Origin of the sequence: Micromonospora sp. NPDC048894 (assembly GCF_040649765.1) — a bacterium.
In the GTDB taxonomy this organism is placed as follows: Bacteria; Actinomycetota; Actinomycetes; order Mycobacteriales; family Micromonosporaceae; genus Micromonospora; species Micromonospora antibiotica.
Genome location: NZ_JBEZFY010000024.1, coordinates 18146 through 34940, shown reverse-complemented (window position 1 = coordinate 34940; position 16795 = coordinate 18146). Strand labels below are relative to the sequence as shown.

15 protein-coding genes and 1 tRNA gene are annotated in these 16795 nt (G+C 70.7%); 2 read left to right on the top strand and 14 right to left on the bottom strand.

All coding sequences use genetic code 11. The features are described from left to right. Positions 1-90: 90 nt before the first annotated feature. The 3 genes from AB0C22_RS30645 to AB0C22_RS30635 form a co-directional block, all read right to left on the bottom strand. The gene (locus tag AB0C22_RS30645; RefSeq protein WP_219460107.1) at positions 91-750 is read right to left on the bottom strand and encodes a hypothetical protein; all 660 of its coding nucleotides are present in this window, start codon (positions 748-750) and stop codon (positions 91-93) included. Between the two features lie 106 nt (positions 751-856). Beyond that, entirely contained in the window at positions 857-1138 is a 282-nt protein-coding gene (locus AB0C22_RS30640; RefSeq protein ID WP_208570228.1) for a helix-turn-helix domain-containing protein, read from the bottom strand. Further along, the gene (locus tag AB0C22_RS30635) at positions 1135-1548 is read right to left on the bottom strand and encodes a VOC family protein (protein WP_255597529.1); all 414 of its coding nucleotides are present in this window, start codon (positions 1546-1548) and stop codon (positions 1135-1137) included. Before AB0C22_RS30635 ends, AB0C22_RS30640 begins: the two co-directional genes overlap by 4 nt. A gap of 659 nt (positions 1549-2207) precedes the next feature. On the opposite strand from AB0C22_RS30635, the gene AB0C22_RS30630 reads away from it, so the two are divergent. Together AB0C22_RS30630 and AB0C22_RS30625 are read left to right on the top strand one after the other, a co-directional pair. Continuing rightward, positions 2208-3458, top strand: a complete 1251-nt coding sequence (locus tag AB0C22_RS30630; protein WP_357538433.1) for a hypothetical protein — start codon at positions 2208-2210, stop codon at positions 3456-3458. 855 nt (positions 3459-4313) lie between these two features. Further along, complete coding sequence (locus AB0C22_RS30625; protein WP_357538431.1) at positions 4314-4835, top strand: hypothetical protein; 522 nt, start codon at positions 4314-4316, stop codon at positions 4833-4835. Between the two features lie 321 nt (positions 4836-5156). Here the strand turns inward: AB0C22_RS30625 and AB0C22_RS30620 are convergent. The 11 genes from AB0C22_RS30620 to AB0C22_RS30570 form a co-directional block, all read right to left on the bottom strand. Further along, positions 5157-5230: transfer RNA gene (locus tag AB0C22_RS30620), tRNA-Pro, on the bottom strand. A 183-nt stretch (positions 5231-5413) separates the two neighbouring features. Beyond that, positions 5414-6811, bottom strand: a complete 1398-nt coding sequence (der, locus tag AB0C22_RS30615) for a ribosome biogenesis GTPase Der (RefSeq protein ID WP_091254560.1) — start codon at positions 6809-6811, stop codon at positions 5414-5416. Further along, complete coding sequence (gene cmk, locus AB0C22_RS30610) at positions 6808-7488, bottom strand: (d)CMP kinase (RefSeq protein WP_357538429.1); 681 nt, start codon at positions 7486-7488, stop codon at positions 6808-6810. Before cmk ends, der begins: the two co-directional genes overlap by 4 nt. Before the next feature lie 193 nt (positions 7489-7681). After that, a complete protein-coding gene (locus AB0C22_RS30605) occupies positions 7682-8452 on the bottom strand; it encodes a pseudouridine synthase (RefSeq protein WP_357538427.1) in 771 nt (256 codons plus the stop codon). Beyond that, complete coding sequence (gene scpB / locus AB0C22_RS30600; RefSeq protein WP_357538425.1) at positions 8439-9479, bottom strand: SMC-Scp complex subunit ScpB; 1041 nt, start codon at positions 9477-9479, stop codon at positions 8439-8441. Before scpB ends, AB0C22_RS30605 begins: the two co-directional genes overlap by 14 nt. Further along, complete coding sequence (locus AB0C22_RS30595; RefSeq protein WP_357538423.1) at positions 9476-10558, bottom strand: ScpA family protein; 1083 nt, start codon at positions 10556-10558, stop codon at positions 9476-9478. The genes scpB and AB0C22_RS30595 overlap by 4 nt, the downstream gene beginning before the upstream one ends. 65 nt (positions 10559-10623) lie before the next feature. Continuing rightward, positions 10624-11547: a ParA family protein gene (locus AB0C22_RS30590; protein WP_067315071.1), complete on the bottom strand. Its 924-nt coding sequence runs from the start codon at positions 11545-11547 to the stop codon at positions 10624-10626. Positions 11548-11719: 172 nt separating this feature from the next. Further along, positions 11720-12736 (bottom strand): site-specific tyrosine recombinase XerD, encoded by a 1017-nt coding sequence (locus AB0C22_RS30585; protein WP_219460098.1) that lies wholly within the window; start codon positions 12734-12736, stop codon positions 11720-11722. A 56-nt stretch (positions 12737-12792) separates the two neighbouring features. After that, positions 12793-13908, bottom strand: a complete 1116-nt coding sequence (ald, locus tag AB0C22_RS30580) for an alanine dehydrogenase (protein ID WP_208566868.1) — start codon at positions 13906-13908, stop codon at positions 12793-12795. 385 nt (positions 13909-14293) lie between these two features. Then, entirely contained in the window at positions 14294-14899 is a 606-nt protein-coding gene (locus AB0C22_RS30575) for an NUDIX hydrolase (protein ID WP_219460096.1), read from the bottom strand. Next, entirely contained in the window at positions 14896-16692 is a 1797-nt protein-coding gene (locus AB0C22_RS30570; RefSeq protein WP_357538420.1) for a CTP synthase, read from the bottom strand. The genes AB0C22_RS30575 and AB0C22_RS30570 overlap by 4 nt, the downstream gene beginning before the upstream one ends. Between the last annotated feature and the right edge of the window lie 103 nt (positions 16693-16795).

Here is a 16795-nt window from a genome sequence, read left to right as displayed (position 1 = left end):
CCGGCATCGCCCACCTCCACAACATCATTCTGCTCGGGTGACACCGCAACCGTTGACCGGCAACGCCATCACCGAGTTACGAGACATCCCTTAGACAGTGGTACCCGCCTTCTCCGTAGCGTCGCCGGAATTCTCGGTGCGGGTTACGCGGGCGAGAAAGACACCCCACGCGGCGAGCAGCACCGGAACCAGTGAGTTCCACCAGTTCGGTGTCAACCAGGGGAAGGAGCCCACGACGAATGCGGCTGCGGCAACGATGCCGACAGCTCGCCCGGCCAGTCCGGCGCGTGTCGACCAGCCGAGCGTCACCGCAGCAACGGCGAAACCCAGGAACGCCACGTGCAGGGCGCCGAACGTCGAGCTGACGAGCAGGGCTACGACCTCGGCTGACAGGTCGATCTCAAACACCGGGTAGACCAGACGCCCCACCGCGAGCAGTACGACGACGAGCGCGACGAGGGCGACTGTGAGAGCGGTCCTTCCCACGTCGATCCACGCCGACGGGCCGGCCAGGCCCGCGCTGAATAGACCGCGCGCACCGGCTCCCCAGCAGATGACCGCGAAGAACAGCAGTTCGTTGCTCCACATCAGTAATGAGTGGCCGCGTTCGACCCACGCCGTCATCGCGACCGCCTCGGCGGGCGGGTCAGGCAGAAGCGACAACAGCAGCAGGGCTGCGGCGGTGAGGAGCGCCCCCACGATCGTCAGCCAGCGGTGCACCCGTACGTCGACCGCTTGACGCGGCGTCATGTCTCTTACCATCGGACCGCCTCCGATAGCAGTCATCTCCCTACCGTGCCCTGCATACTCTGCCTCCCGTGAACGACCAGCCATGATCCCGGACGGCGGTGCCGTATCAGGAGTCGCGTCTGCCCCAGTTGCCGAGTGCGACGATCGCCTCGCGCAAGGCGAACCCGCGGTCGGTCAGCGCATAGGCCCGGGTGTTGTGTCGAAGGGGCAGGCGGATCAGCACGCCAGCCGCTTCGAGCTCGCGCAGGCGTATCGCGAGCATGTTTGTCGGCACGCCGAGGTCACGCTGCAGATCGCCGTAGCGCTGTGGCCCGTCGAGCAGCCGTTCCACAATGAGCAGGGCCCACCGTGCTCCGACGATGTCGAGGGCCGCGGCGAGATCGCTCACGCGGTCGGATCGGCGTCCGTCTTCATCCAAAACGGTGAGTAGTGGTAGCCGTCGGGGTCGTCGAATTGACGCTGGTACATGAAGGGGTAGTCGTCGGTGTCACCGATCCGCCCGCCAGCAGCGCCGGCGCGGTCGACGAGTTCGTCGACCGCCTCCCGGCTGCCCAGGTCGAACGAGACCGTGACCTTCGAGGGCGTCCGAGGTCCGCCGATCAACTCTTCGACTCCGCCGACGCTCGCGTACATCTCGCGGCTGCCGAGCATGACGTACTGCTCGGGGGCGATCGCGAAGCACGACACGTTGTGGTCGGACATCTCGGCGTTGAGGGTCCAGCCGAGGGCGGTGTAGAAGGCGGTTGCGCGCTCGACGCTCTCGACCGGGCAGGTGATGAAGAGGCTCACACGGGCCATACTTGCAAAATACAAGTGGCAGGTCAAGCGGCGTGCGTCCGCCGTCCAGCGACGGGACCAGGAGTCGGTGCCCTCCCACATGTCGAATTCGTCAGGAAGGTCCCGCCATGGTGTGATCCCGGAGAAGGCCAGGACGCCATGGGCCGTCGTGCTCCTGGGTGGGCCTGGCGGCGGGTCGCCCCGATGATGCCGGCAGGTCGGGTCAACCCGGTGACGGTGAGGTCTACGTGGTGACGGAGGACTGGCCGGGTAGGGCTTCCTTCCCGCTGCCGGGGTCGGGCGACCACCTACCCGGTGAGTGGTCATGGCGTCGGACGGGCCGGTCGTCGCCGCCGGCCCGGGGCCGGCCCGGGAAAACCATCTCTGACCTGACCGCACGGGCCTATTCTCGACCCGTAGGCACCGGAACCGGAGGCTCGTCGCGGGGATCCGGCCTGCCGACCCGGCACACGTCACGGCCACGTGCTCCCGGCTGCCCGGCGCCCTGTGGTGGCGCTCGGACGACGCGACGGGTCACGTCGGTGGTGGTGGAGCATGACGCCCTGCCCGGGACAGTCTCGGGAACTCACGACGACGGGAGCAGGATGACCAGTTGCCCCATCGGATCACACGGACGACGTGGTCGTGTCCGACGCGGATTCCCGCTCGTCGTGCTGCTGGTGGGGTTGTTGATCCCCGTCGCCCCGGCATGGGGTGCTGACGGTGGTCCGACCGGCACCGTCGAGATGGCCGCCGACGGGGACGTGGTCGGCACCCCCACGCCGCTGCGTAACGTCCCATCGGTGATCGCCGACGTGGCCGACGGTCAACTCGTCGTCTACCGCATGCCCGGTATCCGGGGCGGCCAGATCAACGCCACCGCCATGCTGTTCCTGCCCACGCAGGCACCACCGGCCGGCGGGTGGCCACTCGTGGTGTGGGGGCACGGCACCGTCGGGTGGGCTCCGGAGTGCGCGCCGAGCGTGCAACTCCAGGAGCACGGCCGGTGGGCCGACGGGCCGAACGCGGCCCTGCTGGCGTCCATCCTGAAGATGAACATCGCCGTGGTCGCCCCGGACTACGAGGGACTCGGCCCGGTGGCCGAGGGTGTCCCGGAGGGGCACGGCTACTACGAGCTGTCCAGCGAGGGAAACTCGATGGTCTTCGCCGCGGTGGCCGCGCAGCGGCTCCTCGGTGACCGACTGTCGGGTCAGTGGGTGCCGGCGGGCTGGTCGGAAGGTGGCTTCGCCGCTCTGGCCGCCGCGTACTACTCCGACCAGGCCACCATGGCCGACCCCGAACTGGAGTACCGCGGCACCATCACCCTCGCCCCGGTACCGGACGTGCCCGCCATGAACCGGGTCCTGTGGAACGACATCGAGGCGGCTGCACGATCGGGGCTCCCGCCAACGGAGCACCAGATCGAGCAACTCGTCTTCGCCAACGCGGAGACCATCTACTTCACCAGGACCGAACGGTACGCGGGCTACGACATCGACCCCGCCACGATCTACGGCCCCACCATGCTGAGGTTCTACCGTGACAACTGGCGTACCTGCCTGGACGATCTGAACGCCCTGGTCAAGCAGGACATCCAGAACTACCTGAGCGCGTCGCCGGCACACCGGCTGACCACCTACCCCGGTGTTCGCGGCGACACCCCGAACTCGCTGCCTGAGAACAAGCGGTTCTACGCGGAGAACCAGGGCAGGCTGGAGAACTCGACGCTACCGGGGGCGATTCTCTGGCTGTACGGCACCGACGACATCACCAGCCCGGCCACGGTCACCTACGACACCGTCAACAAGATGCTGATCAACGGAAACGACATCAACCTCGCCGTCCTCGAAGGAGCCGGCCACTACGACGTGTCCGCCGCCGGTCAACCCCTGATCGAGGCCAGGCTGAGGCAACTGTTCGACATCACGTAGCGCCGCCTCGCCGTTGAGGCGTACGCCCGGTGGGTTGAGGTGAGCGACGACCTCACCTGAACATCCACTCCTGCCGTTCTCCCGCTGCTCACCCGCGATCGGCACGCCCTGCACCGCGTCGACCCGCACAGGGGACTGAACCGCATCGACCTCGCCGCCGTACGTCGATGGCTGGACCACCACCCTGACCAGCGCTTCCGCCGGTCAGGGGCTTTTGTCCTTCGGACGGCCTGATGCAGACCGACGACCCTTTCGACCCCCACAGCATCTGCGGTAGACGACTGCGCAGCTCAGCAACGATGTGTCCGGCGGCATCTCGTCGACTGTTGCGCTGTCCGTGTGCGTCCGTCGGACGCACGGACCCCCTCTGGTCACCGGGCACCAGAGCGTGCCGCCCCCGCTAAACGGGGGGTCTTCGAAGGAGGTTCAAATCTCCATAGATGAAAGTCAAAGCCCTGACCAACATTTTCGCTGGTCAGGGCTTTTGTCTGTCGGGACGGCCGGATTCGAACCGACGACCCCTTGACCCCCAGGACGATTCGCCACACGTCCATGCATGTCACGCACGCTTTCCCCGCGATCACGCCGTGCAGGCGACGGCATGCCGGCCACCATCGCGCAGGGCGTGCGGTCCCCGCCTGGTCCCCGATCGCCGGCACGCCGGTGGTTGCAGCATTCGGCTCTTGGCGACCGACCACCGCGCCGCGTTGGGCGGAATTGACCATTGTGCTATGACCGCACAGTGATGTGAGCAGAGGGTGCAAAGCTGTCGCGACGGCGTCAAGACTTCCTCTCGCTGCTTCCGACGGTAACCCAACCAACGATGCCATGGATTCTGCTGGATACCATGGAGCGATGAACTCAGATCAGCCGATCACCTTACCGGAGCCGCAACGCCGCATATTGAGCCTGTGTTACGAGTCCCGGAATCGCGAGAAAAGGTTTACTCAATATCGCGAAATTGCCGAGGGGCGCCCTTTCGGCAACAATCCAGTCTACGGTGCAGGTGAAACTGCCCTTGAAATAGGGAAATGGTTGCTTGGAGCCGCGGGCGGCGGATTTGTCGGCAACGGCGTGTACGATTTGGCAAAAAGGTCCCTGAGACGCAGAGGGCGTTATGAAGTATCCGATGCAGTCGAAGCCGAGAGACTAATTCGACTATCGGTGGTTTCCGAATGCAAGCTTCGAGGCGTCAGGGTCCCTGATTTCCATCGCCTACGGATCGCCACTTATGAGAGAAGAACACTAAATGGAACGGATTATACAGTAGGGCATTTGCGATGCCTGAGTGATAGTTCATTTCGCGCACAGGTGTGGATACCAAATGGCTCCGACCGCTCGGTCGCGCCCTCTGTTATCGTTTGGCAGGCGGCTTGACTCGAAACTCGCACGCCAGGCGTGAATGGTTTCGCATGACGGAAGCTTCTGCCAAGTCCCGCTGACGAAACACTGTTCTCGGCATGACAGGTCCTTGCCTCGACGGCCCTCCTGTCGCCCCCCTGGCTTGCTGGATCCTTCACACATCACTCGGCGGATCTGCATCGCACGCCAGTGGTCGGATCACACGCCAATTGGCGCTCCTTGACCGGCGGTCAAGGAGCGCCATCGGACGGCGCACTTGACCGACGTGGTCCCCGGGAAGCCAGAAGGGCCGACCCGATGTGTCGGATCAGCCCCATGACCTGCTGTTTTACCTTGTCGGGACGGCCGGATTCGAACCGACGACCCCTTGACCCCCAGTCAAGTGCGCTACCAAGCTGCGCCACGTCCCGATGCTCTCCGCCTGGTTTCCCCTGCGGCAGCCGGTACAGCTTAGCGCAGGATCTTCGCACCGCGCGCACAGCCCCCTGCCGCGTCGGTGCGCACCGCCACCACCCCTAAAGCGTCCTAGGAAAGGAGGGGCACGGGAGGGCTGCCGTCCCCGGGTGGGAGCGGCAGCCCTTGGAGGTGCCGGGTCAGCCGTGGGCCTTGCCCCGGCCGCCGGGGCCGAGCTTCTTGCGGGGGCGTACCGAAATCTCCACCGGGCTGCCCTCGAAGCCGAACTCCTCGCGGAGCTTGCGCTCGACGAAACGCTGGTAGCCGGCGTCCAACGGCGCGGTGGTGAACAGCACGAACCTCGGCGGGGAGACACCGGCCTGGGTGGCGAAGAGGATCTTCGGGGCCCGACCGCCGCGCACCGGGTGCGGGGTGGCCTGGACCAGGGCGGTGAGCCACTGGTTGAGCTGTGCCGTGGGCACCCGGGTCTCCCAGCTCGCCAACGCCTTGCGCAGCGCGGGGGCGAGCTTGTCGACGGCCCGGCCGGTCTGCGCCGACAGGTTGAGCCGGATCGCCCAGGGGATCCGGCGCAGCTCCCGGTCGATCTCCTTGTCCAGGTAGTACCGGCGGTCGGCGTCGACCAGGTCCCACTTGTTGAAGGCGATCACCAGGGCCCGGCCGGCCTCGACGACCATGGTCAGGATCCGCTGGTCCTGCTCGCTGATCGGCTCACTGGAGTCGAGCAGCACCACCGCCACCTCGGCCGCCTCGATGGCCCCGGCGGTACGCAGGCTGGCGTAGTACTCGGTGCCGCTGGCCTTGCCGACGCGCTTGCGCAGCCCGGCGGTGTCGACCAGCTGCCAGGTTTCGCCGCCGATCTCCACCAGGCTGTCCACCGGGTCGACGGTGGTGCCGGCGACCGAGTCGACGACCGCCCGCTCCTCCCCGGAGAACCGGTTGAGCAGGCTGGACTTGCCGACGTTGGGCCGGCCGACCAGCGCCACCCGGCGGGGGCCGCGCGGCCGGTTCTCGACGATCTTGGGCGCGTCGGGCAGCGCGTCGAGGATCGCGTCGAGGAGTTCGCCGGAGCCCCGGCCGTGCAGCGCGGAGACCGGGAACGGCTCACCGAGGCCCAACGACCACAGCGCGGTCGCCTCCATCTCGATGGCGGTGTTGTCGGTCTTGTTGGCCACCAGGATCACCGGTTTGGCGCTGCGCCGCAGCATCTTCACCGCGGCCTCGTCCACATCGGTCGAGCCGACCATGGCGTCGACCACGAAGATCACCACGTCGGCGGTGACCACCGCCGTCTCGGCCTGGGCGGCGATGGCCGCCGCCCGGTCCTTCGCGTCCGGCTCCCAGCCGCCGGTGTCCACCACCGTGAACGAACGGCCGTTCCACTGGGCGTCGTAGGGCACCCGGTCCCGGGTCACCCCGGGGACGTCCTCCACGACCGCCTGCCGCCGGCCGATGATCCGGTTGACCAGCGTCGACTTGCCCACGTTCGGGCGACCGACCACGGCCACCACGGGCTGCGGGCCGGTCGGCTCCTCGACGGTGACCTCCGGCTCACGCAGCTCCACCCATCCGTCACTCATGCCACGCCCCGCTCGGTGAGCAGCTCCCGCAGCCGGGCGACGACCTCGTCGATGCCCAGGTCGGTGGTGTCCAGTTCGACGGCGTCGGCGATCTGCCGCAGCGGGTTGACCGCGCGGGTGGAGTCGAGCCGGTCCCGCCGGGCCAGGTCCGCGGCGGTCGCCGTGACGTCGGCGGCGTCCTCGGCGCTGCGGCGTCGGGCCCGGGCCGCCTCGGAGGCGGTCAGGTAGACCTTCAGGTCGGCGTCGGGGGCCACCACACCCCCGATGTCGCGGCCCTCGACGACGATCCGACCGGCCTGGGCGATCAGCTCCCGCTGCCGGGCCACGAGCAACGCCCGCACCGCCGGCACGGCGGCCACCGCGGAGACCGCGCCGGTCACCTCGGGGCCCCGGATCTCCTGGTCGACACCCGTCCCGTCGACGGTCACGCCGTACCCCCGGGGGTCGGTGCCGATGCGCAGCTCGACCTCGGCGGCGACCTTGCCCACCGCGGCGGCGTCGGCCAGGTCGACGCCGGAGCGCAGCACCGCCCAGGTGATCGCCCGGTACATCGCACCGGTGTCCAGGTAGCGGGCACCGAGGTCGACGGCGAGCCGCCGCGACACGGTGGACTTACCCGAACCGGACGGTCCGTCCACCGCGACCACACAGCGCCCGGCCCGTACGTTTTCCTCCACCGTTGTCCTCCTCAGCCCGTACCTCGCGGGTCACCGGTTCCTCCGGTGCCGTTGAGCGGTCGTCCATCGTCGTCCATCATCCCGCGCCTCGCGGGTCGGCCACGCGCGCCGCCGTCGGGGGCGACGCACGCCACCCGTCGGCCCGTTGGGCCGCGGGGAAGCCTACCGGCACACGTACCCGCTGCGACTCCGGTCAGTCACCCACGGCCTTGAACAGGGCGGCGACCTCCGCGTTGGTCAACCGCCGGATCCGCCCGGTGCGCAGGTCACCGAGCTTGATCGGACCGATCGAGGTACGCACCAGCCGGGACACCGGGTGCCCGACCTCGGCCAGCAGCCGCCGGACGATGTGCTTGCGCCCCTCGTGCAGGCTCAGCTCCACCTGGGCGGTTTTACCCAGGGTGTCCACCACCTTGAACGAGTCGACCTTCACCGGCCCGTCCTCCAGCTCGACCCCGGCCAGCAGCCGCTTGCCGAGGTTACGCGGGATCGGCCCGGCCACCTCGGCCAGGTAGGTCTTGAGCACCTGGTACGACGGGTGCATCAGCTTGTGGGTGAGGGTCCCGTCGTTGGTGAGCAGCAGCAGGCCCTCACTGTCGGCGTCGAGCCGCCCGACGTGGTAGACCCGCTGCCCGACCCGGTTGCCGATGAACTCGGCCAACTCGTTGCGGCCCTTGTTGTCCGACATGGTGGTGACCACCCCGCGCGGCTTGTTCATCGCCACGTAGACCAGGCGGTTGTCGGCCTGGAGGCGTTCCCCGTCGACGTGGATCACGGCGGTGGCGGGGTCGACCTTGTCGCCGAGGTGGGCGACCCGGCCGTCCACGGTCACCCGACGCCGGAAGATCAGATCTTCGCAGGCGCGTCGGGACCCGACACCGGCGGCGGCGAGCACCTTCTGGAGGCGTTCGGCACCTTCGTACACGGGGGCGTCGGGCTTGGGGGAACGGTCATCGCGTGGCATCGGCAAGCTCTTCTACGTCGTCGGGGAGGAACGGGGCGAGCGGGGGCAGGTCGGCGACCGAGTCCAGGCCCAGCTTCTCCAGGAACATCGTGGTGGTCCGGTAGAGGAACGCCCCACTGTCCGGTTCGGCGCCGCACTCCTCGACCAACCCTCGGGAGACCAGGGTACGGAGCACCCCGTCGCAGTTGACACCCCGGATGGCCGAGACCCGACCCCGGGTCACCGGTTGCTTGTAGGCGATCACCGCTAGCGTCTCCAGCGCGGCCTGGGTCAACCGTACCGACTGCCCGTCCAGGACGAACCGCTCGACGTGGGCCGCGTATTCCGGCCGGGTGTAGAGCCGCCAGCCCCCGGCCGCCCGGCGCAGTTCGAAGCCGTGCCCGGCGGCGGTGTAGCCGGCGGCGATGTCGTCGAGCACCGGCCCGATCCGCTCCGGGGACTGTTCCAGCACCTGGGCGAGTACCAGTTCGCTGACCGGCTCGTCGACCACGAGCAGGATGGCTTCCAGGGCGCCGCGCAGCTCCGCGTCGTCGAGTTCGGGTGCCGGTGGCGGCGTGACGGTCACCCGCCGCCGGCCCGCCGGCCGCCGCTTCGGCACGCCCACCGGGTCCCGCTCCCCCGCCGCGGCGGCGTCCGGGCCCGAGCCGACACCAGCCCCGACCGCACCGACCCCACCCGCACCGGTCCCGTCCGTTGTCGCCGGCTCAGCCGGGGCTCCGGGAACAGCCGGCTCAGCCGGGGCTCCGGGAACAGCCGGCTCAGCCGGGGCTCCGGGAACAGCCGGCTCAGCCGGGGCTCCGGGAACAGCCGGCTCACCAGCGGCTCCCGGACCCGTTTGGGCGGTGGGGCCTGCGGACACCGCCTCCGTCGGCGGAGCACCCGGATCGGCGGGTGGTGCCGTGTCCGCCTCGCCGTCGGGGCCGGTCGGGGCGGGCGCGGGCTGCTGCCGGGCGGTGGGGCGCTCCCACGGGGGGATCCAGGCCGCGGCCTGATCGGCCAGGGAGTCCTGGCGCTCCTCGTCGCTCATCGCGTCTCCTGCGTCGTCGCGGCTTCGCCCGCCGGGCCGGCGGACCCCGGGCCGGCGGACCCCGGGCCGGCGGACCCCGGGCCGGCGGACCCCGGGCCGGCGGACCCCGGATCGGCGGGGCCGTCCGGGGCAGCCGCCGGGGCGGCGGGTCCGCCCGGGGCGGGACCAGTGTCGTCGGCGTCGGCGGGGGTGCCGGCGTACTCGTCGACGTGCAGATCGGCGTCACCGTCGGCGGGGCCGGTCCAGCGTACGGTCAGCTCCTCCAGGGCCTCCTCCTGCACGAAGGCCACCAGTCCCTCCCGGTACAGCTCCAGCAGGGCCAGGAAGCGGGCCACCACCTCCAGGGTGATCTCGCAGTCCGCGCAGAGCAGGGTGAAGGTGGCGATGCCGGCCCGGCGCAGCCGTTCGGCCAGGATCGTCGCGTGCTCCCGGACGCTGACCCGGACCAGGTGCACGTGCGCGATGGACACCTCGGGCACCGGCTTCGGGGTCATCGCCCGCACCGCCAGCCGCAGCAGCCGCTCCGGGCCGACGCCGAGCACCAGGTCGGGCAGGGCGTCGGCGTAGCGGGCCTCCAGGGTGACCGCGCGGGGGTAGCGTCGCCCGCCGACCGCCTCCAGTTCGGCGATGTGCGCCGCCGCCTCCTTGTACGCCTTGTACTGCAACAGCCGGGCGAAGAGCAGGTCCCGCGCCTCCAGCAGGGCGAGGTCCTCCTCGTCCTCCACCTCGGCCGAGGGCAGCAGCCGGGCCGCCTTCAGGTCGAGCAGGGTGGCGGCGATGAGTAGGAACTCGCTGGTCTCGTCGAGGTCCCACTCGTCGCCCATGGCGCGGATGTAGGCGATGAACTCGTCGGTGACGGTGTGCAGGGCCACCTCGGTGACGTCCAGCTTGTGCTTGCTGATCAGTTGCAGCAGCAGGTCGAACGGGCCGGTGAAGTTCGCCAGCCGGACGGTGAAGCCGGCGCTCTGCCCGGCCTGCGGCACCCCCGCCGGGTCGGTCGCCAGGTCGGCGGCGACCTCGGCAGCCAGCACGGGCGGCTGCTGCGGGGTCGTCGGCGGATCCAGCGGTGGCGCGGTCACCGGACGACCGTAGTCCACGTCTCGGACGTCGTCGCCGTCCGGGACGCCCGAGGGTGCACCCCGACCTACCGGTCGGCCTGGGCCGCGATCACCTCACGGGCCAACTGCCGGTAGTTGCGGGCCCCCGAGGAGGCCGGGTCGAGCGTCGTGATCGGGGCACCGGCCACCGTGGACTCGGGGAACTTCACCGTCTTGGTGATGACGGTCTGGTAGACCTTGTCGCCGAACGCCTCGACCACCCGCTGGAGCACCTGCCGGCAGTGGGTGGTGCGGCTGTCGTACATGGTGGCGAGGATGCCTTCGAGTTCCAGGTCGAAGTTGAGCCGCTCACGCACCTTGTCGATGGTGTCCAGCAGCAGCGCCACCCCGCGCAGGCTGAAGAACTCGCATTCGAGCGGGATGAGCACACCGTGCGCGACGGTCAGCGCGTTGATCGCCAGCAGGCCCAGCGAGGGCTGGCAGTCGATCAGGATGTAGTCGTACTCCTTGCGCACGTTGCGTAGCACCCGGGCCAGGGCCATCTCCCGGGCGACCTCGTTGACCAGCTGTATCTCGGCGGCGGAGAGGTCGATGTTGGCGGGCAGGATGTGCAGGCCGGCCACGTCCGTCTTGATCAGGACGTCCTCGGCCATGACGTCGTCCTGCATGAGCAGGTTGTAGACCGACAGGTCGAGGTTGTGCGGGTTGACGCCGAGACCCACCGACAGCGCGCCCTGCGGGTCGAAGTCGACAAGCAGCACCTTGCGGCCGTACTCGGCCAGGGCAGCACCCAGGTTGATGGTGGTGGTGGTCTTGCCCACCCCACCCTTCTGGTTGGCCATCGCGATGATCCGGGCCGGGCCGTGCCGGTCGGTGGGCATCGGCTCGGGGATCGGCTTGCGCATCGTGTAGGCGGCCGGGTCGGCCGGACCAAGGTCGGCGCCGAGTGACGCCTGCTGCTCACGGAGCTCCGACGTCCAGGCGTCGGCACGATCACCGTTGCCAGCCATGTCCTCGTTGCCCCCTCCCGACGACCACCCGGCATCGGAGCTGTCCGACGTCCTTCGCGGCGCCGCTGCGCACCCCGGTTGTCGCTCCAGGAGGTCCGCGCCGATGCCGACTCTACGCCACCGACGACCAGCGCGTTCGGCACCGGTCCGGCGTGTCGGGCGTAGCGGCCGGTCAGCGGCCCGACGGCGGGTCCGCGTCCCGGGCCCGGGGGTGCGTGGTGGCGTACACCTCGCGCAGCCGTTGCACCGTGACCAACGTGTACACCTGGGTGGTGGTCACCGAGGCGTGGCCGAGCAGTTCCTGCACCACCCGCACGTCCGCGCCGCCGTCGAGCAGGTGGGTGGCGTAGGAGTGGCGCAGGGTGTGCGGGGAGACCGCGTGCGGTCCGTCCACCGGCAGCCCGGCCCGCCCGGCAGCCCGCCGTAGCACCGTCCACGCGCCCTGCCGGGTCAACGCCCCGCCCCGGGCGTTGACGAAGACCGCCGGGGTGCCCCGACCGGGGGCGACCAGGCCCGGCCGGGCCCGCACCAGGTAGGCCCGCAGCGCCTCGACGGCGTACCCGCCGATCGGCACCAGCCGGGTCCGGCCGCCCTTGCCGCGCAGCAGGGCGGTGCCCTCGTCGACGTCCAGGTCGTCGACGGCGGCACCGACCGCCTCGGAGATCCGCGCGCCGGTGCCGTACAGGAACTCCAGCAGCGCCCGGTCACGCAGGGCCAGCGCCGCCCCGTCGCCGGTGGCGGTGACCGGGCCGGCGGTCTCCAGCAGCCGGGCCACGTCGTCGACCGGCAGCGCCCGGGGCAACCGGCGGGCCGCGGGCGGCGGGCGGACGTCCCGGCTGGGGTCCGCCCCGGCCAACCCCTCCCGGACGGCGAAGCGGTGCAGCCCGCGCACGGCGGAGGCGGCCCGCGCCGCCGAGGTCACCGCCAGCGGCGGGTGGTCGTCGTCGCCGGCGCGCAGCCGGGCCAGGTGCGCCTCGACCTGCCCGGTGCCGACCGACGCCAGGTCGGTCACCCCGGCGGCGGCCAGGGTGCCCAGGTAACGCTCCAGATCCCGACGGTACGAGGTGAGGGTGTTCGCCGACAGGCCGCGCTCCACGGTGAGGTGGTCGAGATAGCCGCGCACCACCCGACGCAGGGCCGGCGCGGGTTCCGCACCCGCCCCGGCCCCGTCGGGTGCCGTCCCACGCACCCCTCGCCCGGCCGCGCGGGACACGCCGCCGGGTGCCGGGTCGTGCGGCTCCTCGGTCAGGCCAGCACCTCGGCCAGCGGGAGGGTGGCCATGCCGTGCGCCTCGGCGACCGGGCCGTAGACCACCTGACCGTCGTGGGTGTTCAGGCCCGACGCCAGGGCGGGGTCACGGCGCAGCGCGTCACGCCAGCCCCGGTCGGCCAACTCCAGGGCGTACGGCAGGGTGACGTTGGTCAGCGCGTACGTGCTGGTGTGCGGCACCGCGCCGGGCATGTTCGCCACGCAGTAGAAGATCGAGTCGTGCACCTGGTAGGTCGGTTCGGCGTGCGTGGTCGGGCGGGAGTCCTCGAAGCAGCCACCCTGGTCGATGGAGATGTCGACCAGCACGCTGCCCGGCTTCATCCGGGACACCAGCTCGTTGGAGATCAACGTGGGGGCCTTCGCGCCCGGGACGAGGACCGCGCCGATGACCAGGTCCGCGTCGAGCACCGCCCGCTCGATCTCGTACGCGTTGGAGGCGACCGTCTGCAGGTGGCCCCGGTAGATGGCGTCAGCCTGCCGCAACCGGGCCACGTTCATGTCCAGCAGCAGCACCTCGGCCTGTAGGCCCAGCGCGATGGCGGCGGCGTTCATGCCGGACACGCCCGCGCCGACGACCACGGTCTTCGCCGCGTACACCCCGGAGACGCCGCCCATCAGGATGCCCCGGCCGCCGCCCTGCCGCTGGAGGTGGTACGCGCCGACCTGCGGGGCGAGCCGACCGGCCACCTCGGACATCGGGGCGAGCAGCGGCAGCGACCGGTCGGGCAGCTCGACGGTCTCGTACGCGATGCCGGTGACCTGCCGGTCGACCAGCGCGTCGGTGCACTCCTTGGAGGCGGCCAGGTGCAGGTAGGTGAAGAGCACCTGCCCGGCGCGCATCCGGTGGTACTCCTCGGCGATCGGTTCCTTGACCTTGAGCACCAGCTCGGCGGTGTCCCACACCTCGTCGGCCGTGCCGAGGATGGTGGCCCCGGCGGCGACGAACTCGTCGTCGGTGAGGCTGGAGCCGACACCGGCGCCGGCCTCGACGAAGACCTGGTGACCGTGACGGACGAACTCGTTGACGCCTGCCGGCGTGATCGCCACCCGGTACTCGTGGTTCTTGACCTCGCGGGGGATTCCGACCTTCACGTGAGACACCCTTCTCCGGGGTGCCGCACCCCGGACTGCGCGGTGCCCCGCCGGCTCCGTTGCCGACGCGGTTCACCGGTCCCGCCGGCGGCAGTCTAGGCGGGCCGTCCTCCTGCGACGGACGGCACAGTGACAACCGGTGCCCGGTCCACCTGACGGTGTGTCAGGCATACCGCGCGGGCCTGCCGTTCGGCGTACCCCCCATCGTCGCACCGCGCGGCCCCGCCCGCCGGACGGGAACGCCGGCGGACGCACCGTGTCCCGTCGGCGCGACGCACCGCGCCGGTGGGGTGCACGCCCGCCGGCCGGCCCCCGCGCCGGCCGGCGGCAGGAACGGCGCAGGGGCCGCGCGGCGTACCGCGGCGGCCCCTGTCGGCGTACCGGATCAGCGGTGCAGGGGGGTGTCGGCCCGGCGCAGCACCGACCAGCCGGCGTCGCGGGCCCGGGCGGCGGCCAGCAGCCCGGCCACGCACGGCCCGTTGGTGACCTCCCCGGCCAGCACCATGCCGACCGCCTCGTCCAGGTCGATCCGGACGATCTGCAGGTCGGCCTCCTCGTCGTGCCGCTCGTGCCGCTGACCGACGGGCACCTCGGCCAGGCCCCGGGCGAGGAACACCCGGACCACCTCGTCGGAGAAACCGGGCGAGGTGTGCACGTCGACCAGCAGGTCCCACCGGGCGGCGGTCAGGTCGGCCTCCTCGGCCAACTCCCGGCCGGCGGCCACCGCGAGGTCCTCCCCCGCGACGTCCATCAGGCCGGCGGGCAGCTCCCACAGGTGCCGCCCGACCGGCTGCCGGTACTGCCGCACCAGCACCACCTGACCGGCGTCGTCGAGGGCGACCACGGCGACCGCGCCGACGTGCCGGGCGTAGTCGCGGGTGGCGGTGCCCCCACCGGGCATGGTCACCTCGTCGGTGACCACGGTGAAGATCCGACCGGCGTACCGCTGCACCCGGGAACGCAACTCGTAGCGGTGCTCGACGGCGCTCACGACGCGGACGACGCCGTCGCCGACGCGCCGTTGCGGGCCGCGTTCTTCGGCGTCGGCGCACCCTTCTTCGCCGGCTCGTTCTTCGCCGGCTCGCTCTTCGCCGCCCCGGCCACCGCGTCGAGGTCCACCGGCAACTGGTCGGCCTGCGAGTACGCCACGGCCGCCTTGACGAACCCGGCGAACAGCGGGTGCGGGCGGGTCGGACGGCTCTTCAGCTCCGGGTGCGCCTGGGTGGCCACGAAGAACGGGTGCAGGCTGCGGTCCAACTCGACGAACTCGACCAGCCGGCCGTCCGGGGACGTGCCGGAGATGTGCAGGCCCGCCGTGGTGAGCTGGTCCCGGTAGGCGTTGTTGACCTCGTAACGGTGCCGGTGCCGTTCGCTGATCTCGGTGGCGCCGTACGCCTCGGCGACGATCGACCCCTCCGCCAGCGTCGCCGGGTACGCCCCGAGCCGCATCGTGCCGCCCAGGTCACCCCGACCGGCGACGATGTCCTCCTGGTCGGCCATGGTGGCGATGACCGGGTGCTTGGCCTCCTCGTCGAATTCGAGGGAGTTCGCCGCGTCGAGGCCGGCCAGGTGACGGGCCACCTCGATGGTCATGCACTGCAGGCCGAGGCAGAGCCCGAGCAGCGGCACCCCGTTCTCCCGGGCGTACCGGGCGGTCCCGATCTTGCCTTCGATGCCGCGGACACCGAACCCGCCAGGGATGACGATGCCGTCCACGCCGGACAGGGCCGACGCCGCGCCGGCCGGGGTGACGCAGTCGTCGCTGGGCACCCAGCGCAGCTGCACCCGGGCCCGGTGGCCGAACCCGGCGGCCCGGATCGCCTCACTGACCGACAGGTAGGCGTCGGGCAGGTCGACGTACTTGCCGACGACCGCCACGGTGACCGTGTGGTGCGGCTGGTGCACCCGCTCCAGCAGGTCGTCCCACCGGGTCCAGTCGACGTCGCGGAAGGACAGGCCGAGCCGGCGCACCACGTACGCGTCGAGCCCCTCGCGGTGCAGCACCTTGGGGATGTCGTAGATGCTCGGCGCGTCCGGGGCGGCGACGACCGCCTCGGCGTCCACGTCGCAGTAGAGGGAGAGCTTCTGCTTCAGTTTCTCCGGGATCTCCCGGTCGCAGCGCAGCACGATGGCGTCGGGCTGGATGCCGATGTTGCGCAGCTGCGCCACCGAGTGCTGGGTCGGCTTGGTCTTCAGCTCCCCCGACGGGGCCAGGTAGGGCACCAGCGAGACGTGCAGGTAGAAGCAGTTGTCCCGGCCCAGGTCGTGCCGTACCTGCCGGATCGCCTCCAGGAACGGCAGCGACTCGATGTCGCCGACGGTGCCACCGACCTCGGTGATCACCACGTCGGGGATCTGGCCGTCGGCGTCCGGGTCGGCCATGCCGACGATCCGGGCCTTGATCTCGTTGGTGATGTGCGGGATGACCTGGACGGTGTCGCCGAGGTATTCGCCGCGCCGCTCCTTGGCGATCACGTCGGAGTAGATCTGGCCGGTGGTGACGTTGGCCTTGCCCGACAGGTCCCGGTCGAGGAAGCGCTCGTAGTGCCCGACGTCGAGGTCGGTCTCCGCGCCGTCCTCGGTGATGAAGACCTCACCGTGCTGGAACGGGTTCATCGTCCCCGGGTCGACGTTGAGGTAGGGGTCGAGCTTCTGCATCACCACCCGCAGCCCGCGTGCGGTGAGCAGATTGCCGAGGCTGGAGGCGGTGAGGCCCTTACCGAGCGAGGAGGCGACGCCCCCGGTGACGAAGATGTGCCGGGTCGTGCGTGCTGAAGGGGCCAAGGCCTGCTCCCGTGTCGTCCGTAGCGGTCATGCGAACCGCCGTGCCGATCAAGTGATCACGCGATCCACGGGATTCCACGGTAACACCTCCCCCGGGGCCACC

Coding starts and splice junctions, on each gene's coding strand:
- AB0C22_RS30605 (WP_357538427.1), bottom strand. CDS start 8,452: ATGCCACGCGATGACCGTTCCCCCAAGCCCGACGCCCCCGTGTACGAA.
- AB0C22_RS30635 (WP_255597529.1), bottom strand. CDS start 1,548: ATGGCCCGTGTGAGCCTCTTCATCACCTGCCCGGTCGAGAGCGTCGAG.
- AB0C22_RS30590 (WP_067315071.1), bottom strand. CDS start 11,547: ATGGCTGGCAACGGTGATCGTGCCGACGCCTGGACGTCGGAGCTCCGT.
- AB0C22_RS30645 (WP_219460107.1), bottom strand. CDS start 750: ATGACGCCGCGTCAAGCGGTCGACGTACGGGTGCACCGCTGGCTGACG.
- scpB (WP_357538425.1), bottom strand. CDS start 9,479: ATGAGCGACGAGGAGCGCCAGGACTCCCTGGCCGATCAGGCCGCGGCC.
- der (WP_091254560.1), bottom strand. CDS start 6,811: ATGAGTGACGGATGGGTGGAGCTGCGTGAGCCGGAGGTCACCGTCGAG.
- AB0C22_RS30625 (WP_357538431.1), top strand. CDS start 4,314: ATGAACTCAGATCAGCCGATCACCTTACCGGAGCCGCAACGCCGCATA.